The sequence below is a fragment of the Acinetobacter suaedae genome, from assembly GCF_008630915.1.
GTDB classification, from domain to species: Bacteria; Pseudomonadota; Gammaproteobacteria; order Pseudomonadales; family Moraxellaceae; genus Acinetobacter; species Acinetobacter suaedae.
The window spans coordinates 2,987,382-3,010,980 of sequence record NZ_CP043909.1 but is presented as its reverse complement, the minus strand read 5'-3'; the positions used below and the strand labels follow the sequence as shown (position 1 = coordinate 3,010,980).

The following is a 23,599-nucleotide window of genomic DNA, read 5'->3' as shown; positions in this document are numbered from 1 at the left end:
GGAATAGAGATGTATAGTTTTATACTCGTTGTACATATCATTTTAGCAATTTTGATTATTGCTTTGGTCTTAGTACAACAAGGTAAAGGTGCTGAAGCAGGAGCATCATTTGGTGGTGGCGGTGCGGCAACTGTATTTGGAGCTTCTGGTGCTGGAAACTTCTTGACGCGTTTGACTGCAATTTTTACGGCTATATTCTTTGTGACGAGTCTTTCTTTAGCGGTAATGGCGAAAAAAAGCACGACAGAGGCTTATAGCCTAAAAACTGTTCAAAGTTCTAGTTCAGTTCCAGCAACATCGCCTGAAACTTCATCAAATGCACCAAAAACGACTGAATAAGTCGAATTAGCACTTTCCTTTTTTGAATTAAAGGAATAGAATGCGTCCCACAAAGAAAGCTGCGGTGGTGGTGGAATTGGTAGACACGCTACCTTGAGGTGGTAGTGCTTTCGGGCGTGGGGGTTCAAGTCCCCCCTTCCGCACCAAACTTAATAACCAGTTAGTTTGGTGTAAGCAGTGATTTGTTGATGCGGGATGGAGCAGTCTGGTAGCTCGTCGGGCTCATAACCCGAAGGTCGTTGGTTCAAATCCAGCTCCCGCTACCATTTGATTAAGGTGCAACTTAATCAAGCAATAGTGAAGAAAACTCAAATTGACTTTTTTTCATAATTGTATATAATTTTGCACGTTGATGCGGGATGGAGCAGTCTGGTAGCTCGTCGGGCTCATAACCCGAAGGTCGTTGGTTCAAATCCAGCTCCCGCTACCAAGTTTCTAAAAAGAGGCTCACAATAAGGTGGGCCTTTTTGCACAGTGGACTTCAGTTTTCTGTGTAACATAGGGGCGGTTACGCCCTTTTTTATTGGTTGTTTAGCTATCGTGTAGTGTCGATATGAGCCGTGTACGGCGCAAGATCAAATTATCGTGTTCACTATACGGTTATTGATTGGCTCGCATGAGAGCAACGAGAGTAAATGAAACTATCAAATAAATCTCAAGCACTATTTGATCTAATCGCACCAGCGGTTGCTGCCTGTGATGTAGATTTGTGGGGGATTGAATTCCTGCCACAAGGTAAGCGCTCTTTACTACGCATTTATATCGATAAAGCAGTCGATGAGAATGCGGAACCTGTTCTCAATGAGGATGGTGAAGTTGAACAAGGTCGAGGTATTGGCGTTCAGGATTGTGTACTTGTAACTCAACAAGTCGGTGCAATGCTGGATGTTCATGACCCGATTTCGGGTGAATATGCTTTAGAGGTCTCTTCACCAGGTTGGGATCGTCCATTCTTTCAGTTGTCACAAATGTCTGGGTATATTGGGCAACAAGTTGCTTTACGATTAATTACTGCTGTCGAAAACCGTCGTAAATTCCAAGCAAAATTACTTTCTGTTGATCTGGAAAATGAAATGATTCAGGTCGAAGTAGAAGGTGGTCAAGTGCTTGAAATTGATAGTCATAATATTGATAAAGCAAATTTAATCTATCAAGACTAATATTAACTTAATTTTATAAGAAATCGGTAGGTGACTTATGGGCCGTGAAATTCTTACCGTTGCAGAGACGGTTAGTAATGAAAAAGGTGTTAGTCGTGAGGCGATCTTCCAAGCATTAGAGCAAGCCCTAGTTGCAGCGACGAAGAAAAAGTTTTACGAAGGCACACATTCTGAAGAAGCTCAACTTCGTGTTGAGATTGATCGTAAAACAGGCGATTATCGTACATTCCGTCAATGGACTGTTGTGGCAGATGAAGACCATGAAATGCCAGCATGTCAAGATGCGATTTCTGATGTAGACCCATCGAAGTGGTCAATTGGTGATGTTCGTGAGCTAGAAGTTGAATCGATTGAGTTCGGTCGTATTGCTGCACAGATTGCAAAACAGGTTATCGTACAAAAAATTCGTGAAGCAGAACGCGCATTAGTCGCTGATGCCTACGAGTCAAAAGTTGGTGAGCTGATTTACGGTGAAGTGAAAAAGCAAACTAAAGATGGCTTCATTATTGACTTGGGTGATAATGCTGAAGCTTATTTGGCTCGTGAAGAAACGATTCATAAAGAAATTTTACGTCCAAAGCAACGTATTAATGCCATTTTGTATAGTGTGAATCGTGAAGGTCGTGGTGCGCAGTTGTTATTGTCGCGTTCACGCCCTGAAATGCTGATTGCGTTGATGAAAAAAGAAATTCCTGAAATTTCTGAAGAAATTATTGAAATCAAAGCGGCAGCACGTCAACCGGGTGTACGCGCTAAAATTGCAGTAAAAACCAATGATCATCGTATTGATCCTGTAGGTGCATGTATTGGGATGCGTGGTACTCGTATTCAAGCTGTACAGCAAGAATTGAACGGTGAGCGCATTGATGTAGTGGTATGGTCGGATGATCCAGCACAATATATTGCAAGTGCTTTAGAGCCAGCAGATGTATCTGGTATCGTATTGGATGAAGATGCACGTAGTGCAGACATCATCTTCGCGACCAATGATCAATTAGCACGTGCAATTGGTTCGCAAGGACAAAATGTTCGTTTAGCATCTGAGTTGACGGGTTATAAACTCGACATGATGTTAGAAGAAGAGTATCGTGCTCGTCAGCAAAATGAAGCACAGCAATATTTAGATATGTTTGTATCACGTCTAGATATTGAAGAAGATTTAGCAATGGCATTGGTTGAAATGGGCTTTACTTCATTAGAAGAGATTGCTTATGTGCCAGCCGAAACATTTGATGAAATTGAGCTTGATGCCGATTTGGTTGAATTGTTGCAGAGTCGTGCGAAAGAAGCCGCTTTAACGGATGCGTTAAAACAGCAAGAAAATATTCAAGAGCCAAGTGCAGAACTTCTCGGTATGGATGGTATGACCACTGAGATTGCATATGCATTGGCGGCACGTGGTGTGATTACAGTTGATGACTTGGCTGACCAAGCAACTGACGATATTTCTGATATCGAAGGTTTAGGGCATGACAAAGCGGGTCAATTGATTATGAAAGCACGTGAATCATGGTTTAACTAGGAGATTATAGATGACGGACAAGTCGATTCAAGAGTTAGCACTCAGTGTAGAACGTCCTGTAGAGAAACTCCTAGAGCAGGTTCGCGAAGCAGGTCTACCACAGCGTAAAGCAGATGACATTATTACCACTGAACAGCAAGATACTTTGATCAACTATTTGAAAAAAGTTCATGGTCAAGAAAGTGGTAACACAGGAAAGATTGCGTTGAAACGTAAAACAACGAGTACTGCTAAAGTAACCAGTACATCGGGTAAGGCCAAAAGCATTAATGTTGAAGTTCGTAAGAAACAAGTTTTTGCTAAACCAAACCCAGAACTACTTGCTGCTGAAGCAAAAGCACGTGCTGAAGCTGAAGCAAAAGCACGTGTAGAACAAAAAGCGCGTGAAGAAGCTGAGCAAAAAGCACGTAATCAAGCTGAGCAGAAAGCCAATGCAACTTTAGAGGCAATGCGTGCGGCGCATACTTCTGATAGTGCTGGTCAAGCACCTGCTAAAACAGCAGTTGTCGTGAAAAAGCGTAACAGCGATAAAGTGATCAAAGCGCCTGTTGTAAAACCAACAGAAACTGCTGAGCAGAAGAAAGCACGTGAAGCACAAGCAGCTCAGTTAAAAGCGACTGAAGAAGCAGTGCGTCGTAAAGCTGCTGAAGAAGCGCAACAGCGTACACTTGAGCAGATGCGTAAAATGGCATCAAAATATTCAAGCGATGATTCGACTACGACTATTCGTGTGATTGATGATTCTCCATTGGCAGCAGGTCTTGTTGGTCAAGCTTATGAAGATTCATTTAATCAAGAAGACCGTGAAATCAAACGTGGTGGCGCGAGCAACACACGTGGTCAGAAGAAAGGTGGTCGTAATAACCAAGAAGAGCAAAGCTTCAACCGTACCCATCACAAACGTGGCTTGAAAACAAGTCAATCAAATAAACACGGTTTTGAAAAACCTGTTAAGAAGCAAGTTTATGATGTGGAAATTGGTTCAACGATTGTTGTAGCTGATTTAGCTCAAAAAATGGCAGTTAAAGTTCGCGAAGTTATCAAGATGCTCATGAAAATGGGTGAACTTGTTACTCAGAACCAGTCGATTGATCAAGATACTGCAGTATTAGTAGTGGAAGAGTTAGGTCATAATCCGATTCTTGTGTCTGATACTCAAGCTGAAGATAACTTACTTGAAGCAGCTGAAGAAGCTCGTGGTGAGCAAACAACTCGTCCACCTGTTGTTACGATCATGGGACACGTTGACCATGGTAAAACATCATTATTAGATCGTATTCGTCGTTCTAAAGTGGCTGCAGGTGAAGCTGGTGGTATCACTCAGCATATCGGTGCTTATCATGTTGAAACAGAGAAAGGGATTATTACTTTCTTAGATACTCCAGGACACGCAGCGTTTACGTCAATGCGTTCACGTGGTGCCAAAGCGACAGATATCGTTGTACTTGTTGTTGCTGCAGATGATGGTGTAATGCCACAAACTGCGGAAGCGATTGATCATGCGCGTGCTGCGGGTACGCCGATCATTGTTGCGATCAACAAGATGGATAAAGAGTCAGCTGATCCAGATCGCGTGTTAAATGAATTAACAACTAAAGAAATCGTACCTGAAGAGTGGGGCGGTGATGTGCCAGTTGCTAAGGTATCAGCGCATTCAGGCCAAGGTATTGATGAGTTACTGGACTTGATCTTAATCCAATCTGAATTGATGGAGCTTAAGGCTTCTGCAGAAGGTGCAGCTCAAGGTGTTGTCATCGAAGCACGTGTTGATAAAGGTCGCGGTGCAGTGACTTCTATTCTTGTACAAAACGGTACATTGAACATTGGTGATCTTGTCTTGGCTGGCTCATCTTATGGTCGTGTACGTGCGATGTCTGATGAAAATGGTCAACGTATCACTTCAGCTGGCCCATCTATTCCTGTTGAAATCTTAGGTTTACCTGAAGCGCCGATGGCGGGTGATGAAGTTCTTGTCGTGAATGATGAGAAGAAAGCACGTGAAGTTGCTGATGCGCGTGCAGATCGTGAACGTCAAAAACGTCTTGAGCGTGCAAGCGCAATGCGTTTAGAAAACATCATGGCATCGATGGGCAAAAAAGATGTTCCGACCGTGAATGTTGTGCTTAAAACTGATGTACGTGGTACTTTAGAAGCATTGCATGTTGCGCTTGATGAACTTTCTACTGATGAAGTGAAAGTACGTGTAATCGGTTCTGGTGTTGGTGCAATTACCGAGTCTGATGTGACACTTGCTGAGTCATCTGAAGCGGTATTATTGGGCTTTAACGTACGTGCAGATAACACAGCACGTCAAAAGTCGGATCAAGATGGTATAGATATTCGTTACTACAGCATCATCTATCAATTGATTGATGACGTAAAAGCAGCAATGAGCGGTAAACTTGCACCTGAACATCGTGAAACGATCTTGGGTGTTGCGCAAGTACGTGAAGTATTCCGTTCTAGTAAATTTGGTGCAGCAGCCGGCTGTATGGTGATGGAAGGTGTAATTCACCGTAATAAGCCAATCCGTGTCTTACGTGATGATGTGGTTATTTTCCAAGGTGAGCTTGAGTCATTACGTCGCTATAAAGATGTGGTTGAAGAAGTTCGTGCTGGTATGGAATGTGGTCTTGCTGTAAAAGGTTATAACGACATTAAAGAACTCGATAAGATCGAAGTTTATGATGTCCAATTGGTTAAACGGAGTCTTTAATGGCGGGTAGCCAACGCTTAAAGCGCATGGCGGATTCGGTACAGCGTGAGCTGTCTGACCTGATTCGTCAAGAGCTTAAAGATCCTCGTCTGGGTGGTCTTGTGACCATCTCAGCCGTGAAAGTTAGTGCTGATATGGGATATGCTGAAGTTTATGTTACTGTAATGGGACGTGAACTTGGTGATGAACAAAGTGAAGCTGCAAATAAAGAAACTTTAGATGTGTTGAATAAAGCATCTGGTTTCTTGCGTCATGAATTGAGTCGTCGTATTAAGACCCGTGTCACACCTCGCTTGCGTTTTCACTATGACAAAACCAATGCTTATGGCAACTATATGTTTGGTTTGATTGCTGAAGCTGTCAAGGATTTGCCGGAACAAGAGCAAGATAAAGAATAAGTTTAAAAAGCCACCTTCGGGTGGCTTTTTTATTATTTGTTTTTCGTAATAAAAAAGACCAACTAAAGTTGGTCTTTTTTGACTTAGATTCGTTTATAAAAGATTAATCTTTTTTGCGACGATAACGCTGCCAAGGAAGAGGGCGATCTAGGGCTTCTGGTACATCTCCACTATTTGAACGTAAACGTAGATGGATTGCTGCTTGTGCCATCAAATTTGCAGATACAGGTGCTGTGATAAATGCAAAGAAGGTAATCAGCAATTCAGCGGCACCAAAACGACCGTGAGCAGCACCGAATACCATTGCGGCAATCAAAAAGCTACCTAAGCCCAATGTACTTGCTTTAGTTGGCGCATGAAGACGCATAAATAAGTCGGGTAAACGGATCATACCAATTGATCCGACTAACATAAAAAATGCGCCAAATACCACAAAAAAAGAAATAATGATTTCTACGGTAAGTTGCATGATTTATCTCCTTAATCAATCACATGCCCAGTTGTGAAATAACGAGCAAGTGCAGCGGTAGAAACAAAACCAAGCATTGCGACCAAAAGAGCGCCTTCAAAGAAATTGGTACTGGCCCAGTAAATTCCCAATAATACAATAAGACATGTCGCATTGAGGAATAATGTGTCCAGTGCAAGCAAACGATCAATCACTGAAGGGCCTGCAATAAGGCGAATCAAACACATGAACATGGAAATGGTGATTGTAATCAAACCAATACCCAGTGCATACGGTAAAATAGTCATTTGCTCGCTCCCTCTGGTATCTTCGCGCTGAAGATTTCAATTAAAGGCATTTCATAGCGCTTTTTAATTTCTTGAACATCAACCTCTGTATCATCACAATTGAGTGCGTGAACAAGAATATCACCACGTTCTTGATCGATTCCTGCAGAAACCGTACCTGGTGTCGTGGTAATAATCATCGCAAGCAAAGTGTTGACTTGTTCATGTTCAGTGTCTAAAGGAACACGATACCATTTGGGCTGCAATTTTTTCATTGGACCCAACACCATTCTTGCGACACGGAAATTTGAAATAACAATATCCCATAGCACCACAAAGAACAGTTTGGTTGCTGCCCCAAACTGAATACGTGGGGTGTGGGCGATAAAAGGTCGCACCAATAATGGAATGATTACCGCTAATATGAATGCAAATGTAAGGCTTGATATATGCACGCTATTTGCCAGCATTAACCAACTGACAAAAACCAAGCACGAGACAAATGGATGTGGAAAACAACGATGAAGCAAATTAAGTTTTTGCATTAGTGTTCCTCCATTGGCTTGAGCTGGGCTTCATTTGGAATCGTAGGTGCTTCTAAAATCTGTTCAGCAATTTGACGTTGCTTATACTCAGAAATATGGCCACCTTGTAAGCTGGCTTTTGAAATCACATCTGGGATTAATACCGCGTTATGATCTTCAACTTCGCCGCCATATTTTGTTTCAGGAATATAGCTGGGATCAAAAGGTTGTACACTGATCGGACGTCCTTGTGAATCCTTTTTCAAAATGGCTTCATTATAGAGTGCGTGGTCCTGAATCTGTTGTGCTGTCGAAACGACATATTGCTGAATTGGCGAGGCAAATACCACATATGCCATTAACCCAGCGAGTAACAGATAAATGGCTTTATCATTACGGTTTGGTGCAACTTCTGGTAGTGCTAAATATTCAGCATGTGCTGGCTCTTTGGGATTCTCTTCAGGTGCGCTCGCACGCCAAAAAAGAATGAAACCAACACGGGTGAAGGCGATAATACTCAGTAAACTCACAATCAATACGATGGCAATAATCCACGCTTGATAAGGACTTCCTGCTGTTGCTTGTAATATAAAAACTTTACCTAAGAAGCCGCTAAATGGCGGTAGACCTGCCATCATCAGTGCAATTGTAAAGTATGTAAATGCAGCCGCTTTTTCCTGTTTCATTTTTGGTGCGACTTTTAAGTGATCTTTGAATGCACCACGTTGGGAGGTAATCCAACCACAAAACAGGTAGAATGCCGCAGCAATCAAGGTACTATGCACGATGTAGTACAATGCAGCTGACCATGCTTGCGTATTAAACATCGCAATTGCAATCAGAAGTGTACCAATTGATGACAGGACCATAAAGCCAACAAAGCGACGCAAACGATCTACCCCGAGCGCACCAATTACGCCATAAATTGAAGTAACAAGGCCGATTACGATTAAGCAATTCTTGAAAATATGCTGTGCTGTTGCATCATCAAAGACCGTACCATTTACACGTAAAATGGCATAAATTCCGACTTTGGTCATGATGGTAAAGATGGCTGCAACAGGCGTGCTGGCAACAGCATAGGTCTTAGGCAACCAAAAACCAACTGGTAGCATTGCGGCTTTAATCCCGAATACGACGAACAGAATCAAACTACCTGCGATCGCCAACTTGTGTTGATCGCTATCCAATGTTGACATGAGACGGCCAACGTCAGCCATGTTGAGACTACCTACGCTGCCGTAAATCATCCCCAGACCAATAAGGAAGAGGGCAGAGGCAAGTAAGTTAATGGTAACGTAATGAACACCAAGCTGGAAACGTTGACGACCTTGACCATGTAGCAGGAGTACATACGATGCCATCAATAAAATTTCAAAGAAGACAAATAGGTTAAACAAGTCGCCTGTTAAGAAAGCACCTGAAATCCCCATAAGCAAGAAATGGAACATGGCATGGAAATAACGGCCACGTGTATCCCAGTTCGCGCTAGCATACCACAGCACAGGCACAGCAAGTGCATAGGTCAATACCAGCATAAATGCGGATAAACGATCAAGAACCATGACAATACCAAATGGAGCAGACCATTCACCCATTTGATAAACGGTGATCTGCCCAGTATTGGCAATCATTAAATAACTGATTGCTGTGATCAATCCTAAAATAACGGAAATTAGGCTGATACCACGTCGCCAAGGTTGTCGCCAATCTTGTTTTAAAGATCCTGAACCGGGATTACCCAATATTAATAATAAAAAGCTCGTAAAAGCAGGAATTAAAATACTAAGAATTGGAGTATGAGTCTGCCAAAAGTGGTAGAAATCAAACATTATGGCTCATCCTCACGTGGTTCATAAGTCAAGGTAGTTTCTTCTTTGGAGTCAACATGATCAGATCCAGATTCATAGCGACTACGTAAAGCAAGCTGCACGATAAAAGCTGTTGTTGCAAAGCCAATTACGATTGCTGTAAGTACGAGTGCTTGTGGTAAAGGATCAGAAACTTTCGCTGTTTCGGTTAGTACGGCAGGCGCATTGACTTGAGTCCGTCCCATTGCGAATAGAAATAAGTTAACAGCATAGCCAATCATGACTAAACCAAGGACAACAGGAAATGTTCTTGCACGTAGAATCAAATAGATTCCAGTTGCAGTAAGTAAACCAATTCCAGAGGCGAGTAAAAATTCAATACTGAGCATATTATTTATCTCCACTTGGGATTGGTCCAGACATACTGGAGTGGCGCGAGTCACCTAAGACCGAAATCAACAGCATAGTAGCGCCCACGACTGTGATATAAACCCCTAAATCAAATGGTAATGCTGAAGCAAGGTGCATTTTTCCAATTAAAGGCGGTTCTACATAAAAATGTGCGCTGGTAAGGAATGGACGTGCCCAGAACCAAGCTCCAATACCTGTTAAGCCCGCAATCATTAAGCCAGAACCAATACAAATCTCGTATAAACGACCAGATTTGGCTTTAATCATGCGTTCCGTTTGATCTTGGCCTAAGGCAATATACTGAATGATGATTGCCATTGAGGTAACAAGACCTGCAATAAAGCCACCGCCTGGATAGTTATGCCCACGAAGGAAGATGTAAACACTGATGACCAATGCAAGCGGCAAGATCCATGATGCGGCGATACGCAACATAAGTGGAGATGGGTTAAAACGGTAGGTAAGACCTTGGGTCATGGTTGTACCATGCGCACGCATACCATCCATTAAACATAAGGCGCCAATCGCAGCAATACCGAGAACTGCAATTTCCCCAAAGGTATCGAAACCACGGAAATCGACGAGAATCACGTTGACGACGTTAGAACCGCCTCCTAGTGGGATGGATTGCTGTAAGAAGAACCATGAGATTGAATTATGTTCACGGGTAAGTAACAGCCATGTGATCCAACCAATGCCTAAACCACCAGCAATTGCTAGACTTGCATCTCTCCAACGACGTGGTCGAGTGGATTCATACGGCGTTAGTTGTGGTAATAAAGACAAACTCATTAATAATAAAATGGTGGTTACCACATCTACAGTAATTTGCGTTAAAGCAAGGTCAGGAGCGGAAAGGCCAATAAATGCCATGGTAACAACAAGGCCTACCGCACCACTAATGAGAATGGCTTTAATACGCTCATGGTGGAACCACAACATCATCCAACAAGCTGTAAATAATATGAGCCAAAGGATAATTGCTGGCCATGACGCATAATTAAGTTCACGGGTTCCAGTGGTTAAGCCCTGATTAAACAGTGGAATTGAAACCATAACGATGCTGAATAGCACAATTAGCAGCAGATAGAGCTGTAATGAACCAGTTTCAGTTTTCTGTTTGATTTTACGGCTAGTAAGCAGTAAGTGTTTTAAGAATAATTCAAATAAAACTTTTCCTTGCCACTTTCCTAGATGAGGATCTAAATCAATCTTGCGGATACGGCCATCTTTTGCAAGTGCAAAATAGAAGATCGTACCACCGACTAGAGCAATTAAACTCATAATTAACGGCGCATTCACACCATGCCAAATCGCCAGATGTGTGCCAGCAAACTCCGGTTGAGCTAAGCTTGCACGAGTAACGCTATTGACAAAGGTTTCTGCCAGCAATGCAGGGAAGATACCCACCAAAATACAAAGTACAGCAAGAATAATGGCAGGTAAACGCATACCAATATGAGGCTCGTGAGCATCTTTATGTGGAACTTGCTTACCAACCTCACCATCGAAAAATACGCCATGAACTAAACGGATGGAGTAACTGACCGCAAAAATACCCGCGAGTGTCGCAATGGCAGCAGATACCAACATGACTGGACCTGACAAGTTAGCCAACAACTCCGTAAAGAACATTTCTTTAGAAAGAAAGCCATTGGTCAGTGGAACGCCTGCCATAGATGCAGCCGTAATCATAGTCAGGGTTGCGGTAAATGGGAGTAGTTGCCAGATTCCACTGAGTTTACGTAAATCACGTGTTCCTGTTTCATGGTCAATGATGCCCGCAATCATGAACAATGCAGCCTTAAAGGTCGCATGGTTGATGATATGGAAAATGGCAGCCGCAACTGCAAGGGGCGAACCGATACCGAGTAGACACACGATCAGACCTAAATGACTGATGGTGGAGTATGCCAAGAGACCTTTTAAATCTTCTTTGAAAATGGCAAAACCAGCAGCCATACACAGGGTAAACAGACCGACAAAAGTTACGATATTGTGGTACAACGCTGCACCAATAAAAATAGGTGCTAAACGAGCGAGTAAGAAAATACCTGCTTTAACCATCGTGGCAGAGTGAAGATAGGCTGAAACAGGTGTTGGTGCAGCCATCGCATTAGGTAACCAAAAATGAAATGGGAACTGCGCGCTTTTGGTAAATGCACCAAGTAAAATCAGTAATAAGGTTGGTACGAAGAGTTCATGCTGTTGAATGACATCTTTCATCAATACCAATTGATCGATTTGATAAGTCCCTGTGATTTGTCCTAACAGAACAAAGCCGCCTAGCATCGCTAGACCACCCATACCTGTAATGGTAAGAGCCATACGTGCGCCACGCTGAGCTGCATCGTATTGACTCCAATAACCAACCAATAGGAAGGAAGATATACTGGTGAGTTCCCAGAAAACTAACAATAAAATTAGGTTATTGGAAAAGGATATTCCCAGCATTGCCGCCATAAACAGCATCAATAGTTGATAAAGTTTACTCAGGGAGTTTTTAGGGCTGAGATAATAATAAGCATAGATAAAAATTAGGGTGCCGATACCGCTAATCAGCAGACCAAACAATAAACCTAGAGCATCTAGGCGAAAACTTAAATTAATACCCAGCTGTGGTAGCCAATCCCAGCTTTGTAGTAAGGCGTTGCCTTGAAGAACGGTTGATGCCTGAGTTAACAGTAAGATAAAACAACTCAGACTGATGCCAATCGCCCCAAGCGCCGCTATGCCACGTGAAATACGGTGCAATTGTGGGATTAGGGTGGTGCCGAGTATGAGCGGTAATAAGATAATAATCGGTAGCACACTGGTATCCATGTCGATGATATAGGTCAAAACCTAAGGTGAAATTTATTCAAGATTTACAGGCGTTCAAAGAGAATGCCAAAGCTTTAAATCTTGAAGCCCAATCAAGTTAATAGAGCGGTAAGTTGTATTGCGCAACTTAGTAATAAAAAGCGCTTTATTTTACTATAAAACGAACAAAAAAGATTGGGTTATTACATGAAAACACAGATCAATAGGTCAAAAAAGTAGAGTGGTTTTTGTTTTAATTTTTAAGCTTAAGAGGAGCTTTGTTGGGGGGTGTCGTCAATTCTTAATAAATTGAGCAACTCGCTTCTTTCTTGGGGTTCTAATTCTTGAATTTGTGTAAATAATGCATCTACTTTGCTAGAGGATGCATCTGTTTCTAATAAATCTGAATTGAGGGGTTCAGTTGGTTCAATAGGTTGATACAACTCATTATAGAGTTGAGAGAATTGTTGTTGGGATTGTTCTAGATCAATGGTGAAGATTTCTTTCATGTCGAGCTGTAAACATTGGTAGTGTAAAGCGTGTTCGAGCAATTCATCACGATTACCTGTTGCAATAATCTGTAGACGAGGGAATGCTTGATGTAGTCGCTCCAAAATTTCAGCGCATAGGTTTTGATCGAGTTGCGTATCAATTTGATCAATCAACAAAATACCCTCACCTTCCAAACATGGTTCGAAACAGTTTTGGTTGAGTAAACAGAGACGGCGACTAATATCCCCGACAAGTGCGATCCATGTTTTTTGTGAGGCCGAAAGCTGCTGAAATGGCAGCACTTGATCATGATAACGAACCATCAGTTGTAACTTAGGAACATATTGAATATAAATATCTTTGAGTTCAGGGAAAACGGTGGTTAGGCTTTTTTTGAGCGCATATAAATTGGGAGCAGACAATTGTTTAGGATGATTGGCAAGCTCTTGTTGTAATTGTTCTAACATTTCAGATTGATTTTTTTGATTAAAATCATTGCCCATTAAACGTCTAACAATATGAGCTGAATGAGCATTTTCAACATCACTAATTTCCCTAAACCATTCGAAAAAACGTGAGAAGGTTGTGTAGGGAATTGCAGTCAAATCGTAGGCTGACATCTTTTGTAAGATGCCGGGTACATTTTTACTCTGCAAATTGACTTCTTGTACAAAACGTTCGGCGGGATAGTATGCAATCAAGGGTAAACCAAAGAGTGGGTCTTGTTGATTGGTCTTTTGGTATAGGCTGACCATTTGATCAAGTTGTTGTGTTTCAACCTGGCTAATACCAACACCTTGATTATTATATGTTTTAAAAAGTTTCCAAGTGCAACTCTGAGTGTTAATCAATTGTGCAGAGCTGCTCTCTGCTAAGCTACTGTTAAGTTCACTGCTGAGCCTAACTTGAACTTGAACTTTGGCTTGCAGACAAGTCAGCATAATATCTTGATCAGCGATGACGACCCCAGCAGTCCGAATGTCTTTATAGCGTGCAGAGAACCAAGAAAGTGCTTGATAGATATTTTTTAAAACGGTGGTTTTGCCCGTAGCTTGGTCACCCAAAATTAACGTTATGGGGTATTGTTCGGGGTGAAATTCGAGCTTTAAATCCCGAAACATACCAACATGTTTAAATTGAACCGATTCAAGTTGCATATGCCCACCTTAGGGTTGTTGCGATTTTAACCATGCATTACGTTATCGGCTAAAACAACATAATCAAGGCATGAAACGCAGATAATGGCAACAAACCTGAATCTAGTGCGCTTTAACCTGCGGACTTACGGAGAGTTGAAGGAGCGCATTGTTTTAGCTTTAATTGTTGTATTAAGTCATAAAGATGATGAATATTTAAACTTACTTTAGCACGAGTACAGGCCACGTAAAGTAATCTTAATTCTTCATCTGTAATTTTATGTTCTAGCCCATTTATTTTAAATTGATAGTCATCTTCGATATGGACGCGATTCCATTCCAATCCTTTGGCTTTATGTGCGGTTGAAATGACATAATCTGCTTGTTCAATCGGAGTGATTTTTGCCAAAGCTTTCTTGAGTGGTTCAGTCCCATGATCATCGACAAGTTTAACCAAAGGTTTGATATCACTGCCGTCATTGGTTTCACAGTATTCATGTACATCATGCCATGAGTTAAACCAAGCCAGTTCAGGGACATCCGTGATGCGTTTCCCTTGTTTAAGCAAACTGGCAGCATCAACAAAACGACTCAGCTTTTGATGATCTGCTTGTAGACTGACTTTATCACCATGTACTAAACCTGATAGCAATAATTCCATTGCCCGTGCATTGGTGCGACATAAAATCGCATCACGCATTTTGGTATGTGGCTTATTGACCACACTGGATTTCATGTTTGGATTGCCAAGCAATGGAACTGTTTCATTTAATGCGCCTAATAGGCAGTTTGCCACATCTGCAATCGCCTCACCAAAACGGAATGAAGTAGTCAAACGACTTTCATGTAAAGGCATTTGTTGCATTGCATTGATGGCACCACGCCATGCGTAGATTTGTTGATGTGCATCACCAACATAAATGACTTGCGTACTTTTTTGGCGTAATAAAATCCCCAGCATCAGTGGGTCAGCATCTTGAGCCTCGTCAAACAAGACATAGTCCGCAGGGATATTGGGTTCTGATAAAGCCCAAAGCTTTAGATAAATATCATGTCCAATGCCAGCTTGATGATTCTGATCAATTGACTCTAACCAACGACGTTCTACTGCAGGGTAAAGGTGTTGTTGTAATGTTTCAATATCATCTTGGTGTAACCAACTTGGTGCTTGGATATGCCGAGGTGCAGGATATTGAGAACTAGTTGAGCAAAAATAGCTGACGGCATTTGCGACAAGACTCGCAAGACGACTTGGCATCAACACGTATTTTTCATAACGTCCGCCCATAAGACGACGAAGAGTAATCGGCTCTAGGCGATATTCTTTGGCGATAAAACTTGGGCTTAGGCGTGGTAAACGTAATTTATCGGTTACGCCACGCGGTACACTGCGAAAAGCAAGTGAATGAAAGGTTCTACAGTTCACATTGCCATGAAATTTATTTTGTGCTTCGGTGGCAATAGCCTTGTTAAATGCCAAATACATACCACGCCGTTCAGGCATGGCTTCACTGATCATTTGTAAGGTAGTAGTTTTACCTGTGCCAGCATACGCAATCACTTTAAAGGATTGTCCTAGGCGGGCATTGTCTATGGCAATCGCTTGCTCATAGGTGGCTTTGGGTTTCTCGATAGTCGACACAGGTTCTCGTTACGCTTCTTTGCTACGGTTGGCTTTTTCAACAAGGCCTGATAGTCCCTGACGGCGAGCCAGTTCATCCAATACTTCTTGTGGTTCAAGGTCGAAATAACCAAGCATGACAATACTATGGAACCATAAGTCTGCAACCTCATAAATCAGGTCATGTTTATTTTCCAATGAGGCTTGGATGGCATAGTCTTTGGCTGCAATAATGCTTTCGACGCTTTCTTCACCGACTTTTTCTAATATTTTATTGATGCCTTTTTTATACAGGCTGGCGATATAGGAATTATCTGCTTCGGCTGTTTTACGCTGTTGCATCAAACGACCCAAATAAGCAAGTACATCGACTTGTTCATTTTGATTGTGCGTATGGGTTTCTGTTTTAGCAGATGCACCGTAAATAGCAGTTGGATCTTTCAGTTGAGTATCAACAACTTCCCAGCCTTGTGGCGTGAGCTTACGATAGAAACAAGACTCACGACCTGTGTGGCAGGCGATTCCACCATGTTGTTCAATCTGTAAAATGATCACATCCGCATCGCAATCCAAACGGATCTCATGCACGGTTTGAAAGTGTCCTGACTCTTCGCCTTTGTGCCAGAGCTTTTGACGTGAGCGTGAGTAATATACCGCCTGATTTTTTTCAGCAGTCAGTTGTAAAGCCTCACGATTCATCCATGCAACCATTAACACTCGACCAGTTTGATGATGTTGTGCAATGGCAGGAACAAGACCATTGGAATCAAATTTAACTTCATCTAACCAGTTTGACATGAGTGAAAAATCCATTTGGTGGAAAGCCGTTAGTGTAGCGTTTGTGGCTAGGGTTGGCTATGCTTATAGGGTAAAAAGTCGAAGATAGAACGTTAAAGATAGTTTGAGATTTCAATCAAATTTTGATCTGGGTCACGTAGGTAAATGGATAAAATTTTTCCCATTGCTCCAGTTCGTTCGATTGGACCTTCAATGATTTCAATATTCAGCTGTTGCAGATGTTCAATCACTTTTTCTAGTGGTGTTTCAGCAATAAAACATAAATCTGCAGAACCCGCAGTTGGTTGAAATGCCTTAGGTTCAAACGCTTTGCCCACTTGATGCAGATTGATTTTTTGACTACCAAATTGCAGCGCTTTACGGTTTTCGCCGAAAGTAATCACGTCAAAATTCAGTGCAGACTGATAAAACTGACAGGTGATTTCAATGTCAGCAACGGTCAAAACTAAGTGGTCTAAATGGCTAATTTTCATATTTAATTCAACTCTCTTTATTTCTTTATTCACATTCAGGTAAGGATTGATTGTTTGTAATCAAACGGTTTTCATGGCGTTGATACTCAGCGATTTGCTGATAACTCATTTGTTGAAGAGGTCCTTTTTTTAAGCCTGAAATAGTGATTGCCATTTCTTTACGAAAATAGGGGATTTGATACATCCACGGGAAAATCAAGTCACGTAAACCACCCGCCCACCAGTGATCTGACTGATATAGTGGTGTCAGTAAACGGCTGAGAAATTGATAGAACTGGGTCGATGAGCTGCGTTGTAGATGATAGTGTTGCCACAATATCGACCAGTCAATTTGCTGATTTTTCTTGGCAGTTTGCAGTGATTGCGAAAAAGCCCATGCATCTAACAGCGCCATATTGGCACCCTGTCCGAGTTGTGGACTCATGGCATGGGCTGCATCCCCAATCACACCAATTCGACCTTGTCCAAATTGTGACATCACTACATCACGATATTGAGCGGATAGCCATTGCGGTTGATTTTGTTCCTTCGATACAAGCTGCTTGAGCCATTCTGCGACTTCAGGCCAGCGTTCCTCAACTTGTCTTAACCATTGTTGCTCTGCTGCTTCATCATTTAAAAATGAGTGCAATTGTGAGGTTGATAGGCTCCAAAACACACTGGAAAGTCGTTGTTGTGGTGCTGATGGGATCGCACCAGTAGGAAGAATCCCCATCATAATTTTAGCGCGATCATAAAACTGATGTAGGATTTCAGGATTTAAGCTTAAACATTCAGGTACGATTGTCCATGCGGCACCCCACGGATAAGGCTGATCGATTTTAACCCATGCTTTGGGGCGAAGTTGGCTGCGTGCACCGTTGGCAATCAATACAGCGTCAAAACAATCATCAAAACGGTGCTGTTTGAATAAACCCAATACTCGAACCTCGTTTTGTTGCTCTTGGATTTTTTCAATACAATGGCTCATTCGCCAAGTCACTTGACTGGAATATTCAGCTAACTTTTCAGTTAAGACATGACATAAAGTGGCACGATGAATGCCGAGACCAAAACGGTGAGCTTCGGCTTGATGCTAATGGCTATTTACCAATAGACGCTTATCGGCAAGTTGTCCTTCTAAACCTGTGACTTTTGCACCGAGCTTTAAAGCTTGATCAAGGATGCCAAGATGTTCAAATACGGCTAAACCCGCAGGTTGTAGCAGTAAACCTGCGCCGACAGGAGAGAGTTGATCCACCTGTTCAAAAATGGTGACTCGATGACCTTCACGAGCCAGTAAAATGGCTGTCGCTAGTCCCGCAGTACCAGCACCAATAATGGCAAAATGAGCTGTGTGCATGTGTGTTTAAATCAACGTGTTGCGTCGTTATCTCTGTATTTCAATAATAATTTTGTCTTATGGTTGGTTAGGATGTCGTATTTGAATAGTACTGGTTTTAATAGAGAAGTCAAAGTTTCGCAATAGATAGATACAGCGCGCATTACAAAAAAGCCTGCATGGCACGTCTCATAAAGACGCATCATACAGGCATATCTAAATCAGTAGATACTAAGCGTCAGCATGTTTATGCTTATGATGTAAGAAAGCAAGTACTTCACCTCGATAATGATTGAATTGCGCATCTTCAGCTAATGCGAGACGATCACGTGGTCGGGGCAGATCAACTGTTAAAATACCACCGATGGTTGCCGCAGGACCATTGGTCATCATCACAATTCGATCAGATAGAAGCACTGCTTCATCCACATCATGTGTAATCATGATCATGGTGTTATTCAGCTCTGCCTGAATTTGCATGAGTGCATCTTGTAGGTTACTGCGCGTGAGAGAGTCCAATGCACCGAACGGCTCATCGAGCAATAACACCTTGGGTTTCATGGCGAGGGCACGCCCAATCCCGATACGTTGCTTCATGCCGCCTGAAATTTCATTAGGTAATTTATCTTTAGCATGCAACATATTGACTTGATTAAGATTGTGAATAATCCAGTCATGGCGTTCGGCTTTGGTCATCGTGGTTTTGAATACCGAATTCACTGCAAGCTCAATATTTTCATAGCAGCTTAACCAAGGCAGTAACGAGTGATTTTGAAAGACCACAGCGCGATCACTGCTTGGAGAGTTGACTTCTTTACCATCGAGTAGAACCACTCCTTGAGTGGCTTGGTATAATCCCGCAACGATATTTAAAACGGTTGATTTACCGCAACCTGAATGTCCAATTAATGAAACAAACTCGCCTTGATGAATGTCTAGGTGAATATCCTGTAAAGCGGTGAAGGTTCCACCACTGTCTTTTTCGAACACCATATCGAGATGTTGTAAAGAAAGATATGCTGTACTCATGAATGAACTCCTTAGCGCGTGGCAAGTGATTTGTCCCAGCTAAAACGGCGTTGTAGCATGAGCATAATGCGATCGAGGGCGAAGCCAATAAGACCAATGGTAATGACCGCGACAAAAATTCGTGAGGTAGAGAGACTGCTGCCATTTTGGAACTCATCCCAAACAAATTTACCTAAGCCTGGGTTTTGAGCGAGCATTTCCGCTGCAATCAGCACCATCCAACCAACACCGACAGATAAACGCAAGCCTGTAAACACCATCGGAATAATGGCTGGCAATACAATTTTGGTGAGATGGGTATACCACGATAAATTCAGCACTTTACTGACATTCATAAAATCTTGGCTAATTTGCCCCACGCCCACCATAGTGTTAATGAGGGTAGGCCAAATGGTGCACATGGCAACAGTGATGGCAGAAATGACAAATGATTTTGATAACCCTTCGATTGGGTGGACATATAAAGAGGCCACCAATAGGCTCACGATGGGTAGCCAAGCGAGTGGGCTAATGGGTTTAAAAATTTGAATCAGTGGATTTAAAGCGCGATAAAAATTAGGACTGAGCCCACAAAGTAAACCGATTGGGATCGCAATCATCGAAGAAATGAGACATGCAGTGAGAACTGTCTTTAAGCTCGTCAGAATTTGATCAATAAAGGTTGGTGGCGCGCTAAAGATCGCGGTTGATCCTTCTGGTAAATTGGCATAAAAAGTTTTAGCAGCTTCGCGCTGATTAGAAAACTCGGACATTAGCCCTTTAAAGGCATTCAACACTTCGACGGGACCGGGTAGATTACCGATATTGGTTTGGATTTGTTGAGATGCACCTTGCCACACCCCGAGAAATGCAAGAATTGCAATAATGGGAAGGACGATACTGAGAATAGAGTGACGTGCCTTTACTGATAATTTTTTCATGAAAATTCCCCCTATAACATCAATTTAGATTTGGCTAGATAAGTGCGCCTTCATGGCGACACTTATCTCGTGTTGGTAGAGAATTATTTCAGGCCAATTTTAAAGGATGCCAAGAATGCATTTGGCTGGTTGGCATCAAAGCTTACGCCATCCAGTGCACTGGTTTCAGGTGCTTTGATATAGCTCGCAGTGCTAAAGTCAGGGAAATCTTCAGCCTTCATTTTTCCTTCTGCAATGAGTTCTTTTGCTGCTTGTGCATAGATTTCTGGTTGATAGGCTTTCTTCGCCATATCTAAATACCATTGGTCAGGCTTGGTTTCTGGGATATGTCCCCAACGACGCATTTGGGTCAACCACCAGACAGCATCTGAATAATATGGAATGCCGTATTGACCTTTATAAAAGGTATTAAAATTGGGTACAGGGCGTTTATCACCTGCTTCAAATTCAAATGTTCCTGTCATACTGTTGGCAATCACCGCCTCATCCGCACCCACATAGTTGGGTCTTGAAATAATTTTGACGGCTTCGGAACGATTGGCATTGTTGTCTTGATCTAACCAATACGATGCACGGATTAATGCTTTGACAACTTTAACTGTGGTGGTTGGATTTTTCTCTGCAAAGTCTTTGGTCATACCAAATACTTTGTCTGCACCATCTTTCCACATTTGATCTGAGGTGGCGACAGGGACTCCAATTTTTCTAAACACGGCTTGCTGGTTCCACGGTTCACCCACGCAATAGCCCATAGTTGTACCCGCCTCCATCGTAGCAACCATTTGTGGTGGGGGAACCACTGAAAGCATGACATCTGCACCTTTATTGCCCGAGGTGTCGTTAGCATCATAAACACCAGGATTGACACCTCCAGCAGCTAACCAATAGCGCATCATGTAGTTATGTGTACCTACAGGAAAGGTCATCCCTAAATTAAATGGCTTCCCAGATGCTTTGGATTGGTCGGCCGCACCTTTTAGGGATGCAGCACTAATCGGGTGCTTAGGTTTGCCATTCTCCATACTCAATTGTGGTTTCATTTGTTGCCAAACAGTGTTGGAAACAGTGATTGCTGCGCCATTATAAGAAAGGGTAAATGGGGCAATGATTTCTTTATTACCTGTGATGCCTGTCATTGCACCAAGAGGCATCGCCGCGAGCATATGCGCACCATCTAACTCACCGCCTGCAACACGGTCATACAAGACTTTCCAGTTAGATTGTGCTTCAAGCTGTACATTTAATCCTTCATCTTGGAAATAGCCTTTTTCATGGGCAATTGCTAATGGCACCATATCTGTCAGCTTAATAAATCCAAGTTTAAGATTGGTTTTTTCAGCGCCAGTTGCTGTGTTTGAAACGGCATCCTTTGCTGTTTCTGGTTTTTTCCCACATCCGCTGAGCGATAAGACGGCAGCAGTCATACACATCATTAGACATGTTGATTTGACGAAATGTGACATAATCGTTAGACCCCTATTTTTGATATCTCTTGGTCATCAGCTTGGTGATCTATGCTGATTGATATTTTATTTTTGCTTGTGAGCAGTGAGATAGGGGCGTGCAAAAAAAAGACAATACAAAATCATGATGACGCCCTCACAGCTCAATCCATATGTATGGACAAGCAGTTCTACGGGCATCATTGGCCGTGAATTAAAAAATCACCTTTGATTTTTTATAATTATGAAGTAGCAACTTGTATGCCAAATCATCAAAGGTCTATCCATTATTGTTTTATAATTTAAGTATGAAATATCAAAACTACTATTTAGTCATACGCCAAAGCGCTAGTAGACTGCTTAAAACGATCAATACAATTGAGATAAACCAAGGGCTTATAATTGCAATCGTCAACATAATCAACATGATGCTACCAAACATCCAGCTGCGACGTTGTTGCTGTTGCATTTGTAGACGCATTTGTTGAATTTCTTTGAGCTGTTTGTCATGCCATGCAGATTGATTTTTTAAACCATTGAGACTATCAATCAGCAGACTCGGTAGATCCTGAGCGCCCAATAATAGATCAGGAATTTGTTGTCCAATCTCTTTGACATTTTTTACTGGGTTCATATTGGCTTTGACCCACTCAGTCAAAATAGGTTTTGCCAATTTCCAGATATCAAGCTGAGGGTAAAGGTCTGTGCCTAAGCCTTCAACATGAACCAACGTCTTTAACAACAACATCAGTTGTGGTGGAATTTCCAAATGGAATCGACGTGCAATATCCATCACCTGAATCAAAATGCCTGCGAAATCCAATTGATCCATTGGTTTTGACACCATTGGGCCGACAGTACGACGCATTTCTCTTGATAATGCATCTTGATCAGTGCCCGGTGGAATCCAGCCTGCTTGATGCACGATCTGAATCAACTGCATGAAGTTACTGTTCATGACGGCAAGTAGCATCCGCGCAACCGTCATTTGATCAGATTTGGATAATTCGCCCATGATGGCGCAATCTAGTGCAATAAAACGCGGATTGCTTGGGTTAATGGTTTCAACAAAGACATTACCTGGATGCATGTCTGCGTGGAAAAAGTTGTCACGGAACACCTGAGTAAAGAAAATGGTCAAGCCTTTTTCTGCCAAATCAGCGCGATCCATCCCAAGACGATCAAAGGTTGCAGTATCTGAAATTGGAACACCTGTGATACGTTCAGCCACCATCACATCTTTACTGTCCATATAGACTTCAGGCACATACATCATGCTTGAACCAGTAAAGTAGTGTCGCATACGACGGGTATTGTCTGCTTCTAAGCTTAGATCCAGTTCATTTAAGATAATTTGGCGATAATCTTGAATGATTTCAGATAAATGTAAGGCACGAGCAGCCTCTAAACGATTTTCTAGCCAATCACCAAGCCATGCTAAAATTTCAAAATCTTGTAGGATTTGACGACGAATATCGGGACGAGTAACTTTAACAATGACTTCACGCCCATCATGTAAAGCAGCCGTATGGACTTGAGCAATAGATGCTGCTGCGAGCGGCTGCTCATCAAAACGTAAGAATAGCGTGGAAATATCCGCTTTCAACGATTCTTGGATGCGTTGTTTTGCTAACTGTACATCATAGGGTTTTACGCGGTCTTGTAATAACACCAATTGAGATAAAATCTCAGGTGGAATCAAATCACGACGAGTCGAAAGAAGTTGCCCTAATTTAATGGCCAAAGGCCCCATCTCTTCTAGGGCTTCTTTAAGTTTAAGCGGATTCTTTTTCTCACGACTTGACCACGCAGCAGGGTGCATTTTGATGACATTTAATGCATGACGTGCCTTAACTGGTAATTCTTCCGCAGGGAACAAGGTATCAAGGCGGTAATGTGCTGCAATACGCCAGAGTTCAAGTAACCGTGTAATATGCGGAATCATATGA

General features: G+C 42.2%; 19 protein-coding genes, 3 tRNA genes and 1 pseudogene. 8 read left to right on the top strand and 15 right to left on the bottom strand.

The genetic code is table 11. From position 1 onward, the window contains the following. The first annotated feature begins 9 nt into the window (after nt 1-9). The 8 genes from secG (at nt 10) to F2A31_RS13970 (ending at nt 6,135) form a co-directional block, all read left to right on the top strand. Nucleotides 10-339 (top strand): preprotein translocase subunit SecG, encoded by a 330-nt coding sequence (gene secG, locus F2A31_RS14005; RefSeq protein WP_150027051.1) that lies wholly within the window; start codon nt 10-12, stop codon nt 337-339. Nucleotides 340-400: 61 nt separating this feature from the next. Then, nucleotides 401-485 (top strand) — tRNA-Leu (locus F2A31_RS14000). A gap of 43 nt (nt 486-528) precedes the next feature. Then, nucleotides 529-605, top strand: a tRNA-Met gene (locus F2A31_RS13995). Nucleotides 606-692: 87 nt separating this feature from the next. Beyond that, nucleotides 693-769: transfer RNA gene (locus F2A31_RS13990), tRNA-Met, on the top strand. A gap of 205 nt (nt 770-974) precedes the next feature. After that, nucleotides 975-1,499 (top strand): ribosome maturation factor RimP, encoded by a 525-nt coding sequence (gene rimP, locus F2A31_RS13985; protein WP_150027049.1) that lies wholly within the window; start codon nt 975-977, stop codon nt 1,497-1,499. 37 nt (nt 1,500-1,536) lie between these two features. Beyond that, nucleotides 1,537-3,021 (top strand): transcription termination factor NusA, encoded by a 1,485-nt coding sequence (nusA, locus tag F2A31_RS13980; RefSeq protein WP_150027047.1) that lies wholly within the window; start codon nt 1,537-1,539, stop codon nt 3,019-3,021. Between the two features lie 10 nt (nt 3,022-3,031). Further along, entirely contained in the window at nt 3,032-5,737 is a 2,706-nt protein-coding gene (gene infB, locus F2A31_RS13975; protein ID WP_150027045.1) for a translation initiation factor IF-2, read from the top strand. Beyond that, nucleotides 5,737-6,135, top strand: a complete 399-nt coding sequence (locus F2A31_RS13970; protein ID WP_150027043.1) for a ribosome-binding factor A — start codon at nt 5,737-5,739, stop codon at nt 6,133-6,135. The genes infB and F2A31_RS13970 overlap by 1 nt, the downstream gene beginning before the upstream one ends. A gap of 103 nt (nt 6,136-6,238) precedes the next feature. Here the strand turns inward: F2A31_RS13970 and F2A31_RS13965 are convergent, their stop codons facing one another. The 15 genes and pseudogenes from F2A31_RS13965 to F2A31_RS13895 all read right to left on the bottom strand — a co-directional run bounded on the left by F2A31_RS13965 (nt 6,239) and on the right by F2A31_RS13895 (nt 23,595). Further along, entirely contained in the window at nt 6,239-6,604 is a 366-nt protein-coding gene (locus F2A31_RS13965; protein ID WP_150027041.1) for a Na+/H+ antiporter subunit G, read from the bottom strand. A gap of 11 nt (nt 6,605-6,615) precedes the next feature. Beyond that, nucleotides 6,616-6,891 (bottom strand): monovalent cation/H+ antiporter subunit F, encoded by a 276-nt coding sequence (locus tag F2A31_RS13960; RefSeq protein ID WP_004637697.1) that lies wholly within the window; start codon nt 6,889-6,891, stop codon nt 6,616-6,618. Continuing rightward, nucleotides 6,888-7,415 carry a Na+/H+ antiporter subunit E gene (locus F2A31_RS13955; RefSeq protein WP_150027039.1) on the bottom strand — a complete coding sequence of 176 codons (528 nt, stop codon included), beginning with the start codon at nt 7,413-7,415 and terminating at the stop codon, nt 6,888-6,890. Before F2A31_RS13955 ends, F2A31_RS13960 begins: the two co-directional genes overlap by 4 nt. After that, nucleotides 7,415-9,226, bottom strand: a complete 1,812-nt coding sequence (locus F2A31_RS13950) for a monovalent cation/H+ antiporter subunit D (RefSeq protein ID WP_150027037.1) — start codon at nt 9,224-9,226, stop codon at nt 7,415-7,417. Before F2A31_RS13950 ends, F2A31_RS13955 begins: the two co-directional genes overlap by 1 nt. Beyond that, entirely contained in the window at nt 9,226-9,594 is a 369-nt protein-coding gene (locus F2A31_RS13945; RefSeq protein ID WP_150027035.1) for a Na+/H+ antiporter subunit C, read from the bottom strand. The genes F2A31_RS13950 and F2A31_RS13945 overlap by 1 nt, the downstream gene beginning before the upstream one ends. Nucleotide 9,595: 1 nt before the next feature. Further along, a complete protein-coding gene (locus tag F2A31_RS13940) occupies nt 9,596-12,439 on the bottom strand; it encodes a monovalent cation/H+ antiporter subunit A (RefSeq protein ID WP_150027033.1) in 2,844 nt (947 codons plus the stop codon). A 245-nt stretch (nt 12,440-12,684) separates the two neighbouring features. After that, nucleotides 12,685-14,067, bottom strand: coding sequence for an AAA family ATPase (locus tag F2A31_RS13935; protein WP_150027031.1), 1,383 nt, complete (start codon nt 14,065-14,067; stop codon nt 12,685-12,687). 112 nt (nt 14,068-14,179) lie between these two features. Then, a complete protein-coding gene (locus F2A31_RS13930; RefSeq protein WP_150027029.1) occupies nt 14,180-15,688 on the bottom strand; it encodes a UvrD-helicase domain-containing protein in 1,509 nt (502 codons plus the stop codon). Nucleotides 15,689-15,697: 9 nt separating this feature from the next. Next, on the bottom strand, nt 15,698-16,465 hold the full coding sequence (gene hisIE / locus F2A31_RS13925) for a bifunctional phosphoribosyl-AMP cyclohydrolase/phosphoribosyl-ATP diphosphatase HisIE (RefSeq protein ID WP_150027027.1): 768 nt from the start codon (nt 16,463-16,465) through the stop codon (nt 15,698-15,700). Between the two features lie 92 nt (nt 16,466-16,557). Next, a complete protein-coding gene (locus tag F2A31_RS13920; RefSeq protein ID WP_150027025.1) occupies nt 16,558-16,938 on the bottom strand; it encodes a VOC family protein in 381 nt (126 codons plus the stop codon). 25 nt (nt 16,939-16,963) lie between these two features. Next, nucleotides 16,964-18,280: pseudogene (locus F2A31_RS13915) on the bottom strand (FAD-dependent oxidoreductase). Between the two features lie 210 nt (nt 18,281-18,490). Continuing rightward, nucleotides 18,491-19,288, bottom strand: coding sequence for an ABC transporter ATP-binding protein (locus F2A31_RS13910; RefSeq protein WP_150027023.1), 798 nt, complete (start codon nt 19,286-19,288; stop codon nt 18,491-18,493). Nucleotides 19,289-19,299: 11 nt separating this feature from the next. Then, entirely contained in the window at nt 19,300-20,208 is a 909-nt protein-coding gene (locus F2A31_RS13905) for an ABC transporter permease (RefSeq protein WP_150027021.1), read from the bottom strand. Between the two features lie 83 nt (nt 20,209-20,291). Continuing rightward, complete coding sequence (locus tag F2A31_RS13900; RefSeq protein WP_150027019.1) at nt 20,292-21,671, bottom strand: CmpA/NrtA family ABC transporter substrate-binding protein; 1,380 nt, start codon at nt 21,669-21,671, stop codon at nt 20,292-20,294. 304 nt (nt 21,672-21,975) lie between these two features. Further along, nucleotides 21,976-23,595, bottom strand: a complete 1,620-nt coding sequence (locus F2A31_RS13895) for an ABC1 kinase family protein (protein WP_150027017.1) — start codon at nt 23,593-23,595, stop codon at nt 21,976-21,978. Between the last annotated feature and the right edge of the window lie 4 nt (nt 23,596-23,599).

Bases quoted from the DNA above. Each gene is read 5' to 3' on its own strand.
- F2A31_RS13935 (WP_150027031.1), bottom strand. From the start codon at position 14,067: ATGCAACTTGAATCGGTTCAATTTAAACATGTTGGTATGTTTCGGGAT.
- F2A31_RS13970 (WP_150027043.1), top strand. From the start codon at position 5,737: ATGGCGGGTAGCCAACGCTTAAAGCGCATGGCGGATTCGGTACAGCGT.
- rimP (WP_150027049.1), top strand. From the start codon at position 975: ATGAAACTATCAAATAAATCTCAAGCACTATTTGATCTAATCGCACCA.
- F2A31_RS13905 (WP_150027021.1), bottom strand. From the start codon at position 20,208: ATGAAAAAATTATCAGTAAAGGCACGTCACTCTATTCTCAGTATCGTC.
- F2A31_RS13960 (WP_004637697.1), bottom strand. From the start codon at position 6,891: ATGACTATTTTACCGTATGCACTGGGTATTGGTTTGATTACAATCACC.
- nusA (WP_150027047.1), top strand. From the start codon at position 1,537: ATGGGCCGTGAAATTCTTACCGTTGCAGAGACGGTTAGTAATGAAAAA.
- F2A31_RS13965 (WP_150027041.1), bottom strand. From the start codon at position 6,604: ATGCAACTTACCGTAGAAATCATTATTTCTTTTTTTGTGGTATTTGGC.
- hisIE (WP_150027027.1), bottom strand. From the start codon at position 16,465: ATGTCAAACTGGTTAGATGAAGTTAAATTTGATTCCAATGGTCTTGTT.
- F2A31_RS13945 (WP_150027035.1), bottom strand. From the start codon at position 9,594: ATGCTCAGTATTGAATTTTTACTCGCCTCTGGAATTGGTTTACTTACT.
- F2A31_RS13950 (WP_150027037.1), bottom strand. From the start codon at position 9,226: ATGTTTGATTTCTACCACTTTTGGCAGACTCATACTCCAATTCTTAGT.
- F2A31_RS13895 (WP_150027017.1), bottom strand. From the start codon at position 23,595: ATGATTCCGCATATTACACGGTTACTTGAACTCTGGCGTATTGCAGCA.
- F2A31_RS13940 (WP_150027033.1), bottom strand. From the start codon at position 12,439: ATGGATACCAGTGTGCTACCGATTATTATCTTATTACCGCTCATACTC.
- infB (WP_150027045.1), top strand. From the start codon at position 3,032: ATGACGGACAAGTCGATTCAAGAGTTAGCACTCAGTGTAGAACGTCCT.
- F2A31_RS13910 (WP_150027023.1), bottom strand. From the start codon at position 19,288: ATGAGTACAGCATATCTTTCTTTACAACATCTCGATATGGTGTTCGAA.
- F2A31_RS13900 (WP_150027019.1), bottom strand. From the start codon at position 21,671: ATGTCACATTTCGTCAAATCAACATGTCTAATGATGTGTATGACTGCT.
- secG (WP_150027051.1), top strand. From the start codon at position 10: ATGTATAGTTTTATACTCGTTGTACATATCATTTTAGCAATTTTGATT.
- F2A31_RS13955 (WP_150027039.1), bottom strand. From the start codon at position 7,415: ATGCAAAAACTTAATTTGCTTCATCGTTGTTTTCCACATCCATTTGTC.
- F2A31_RS13920 (WP_150027025.1), bottom strand. From the start codon at position 16,938: ATGAAAATTAGCCATTTAGACCACTTAGTTTTGACCGTTGCTGACATT.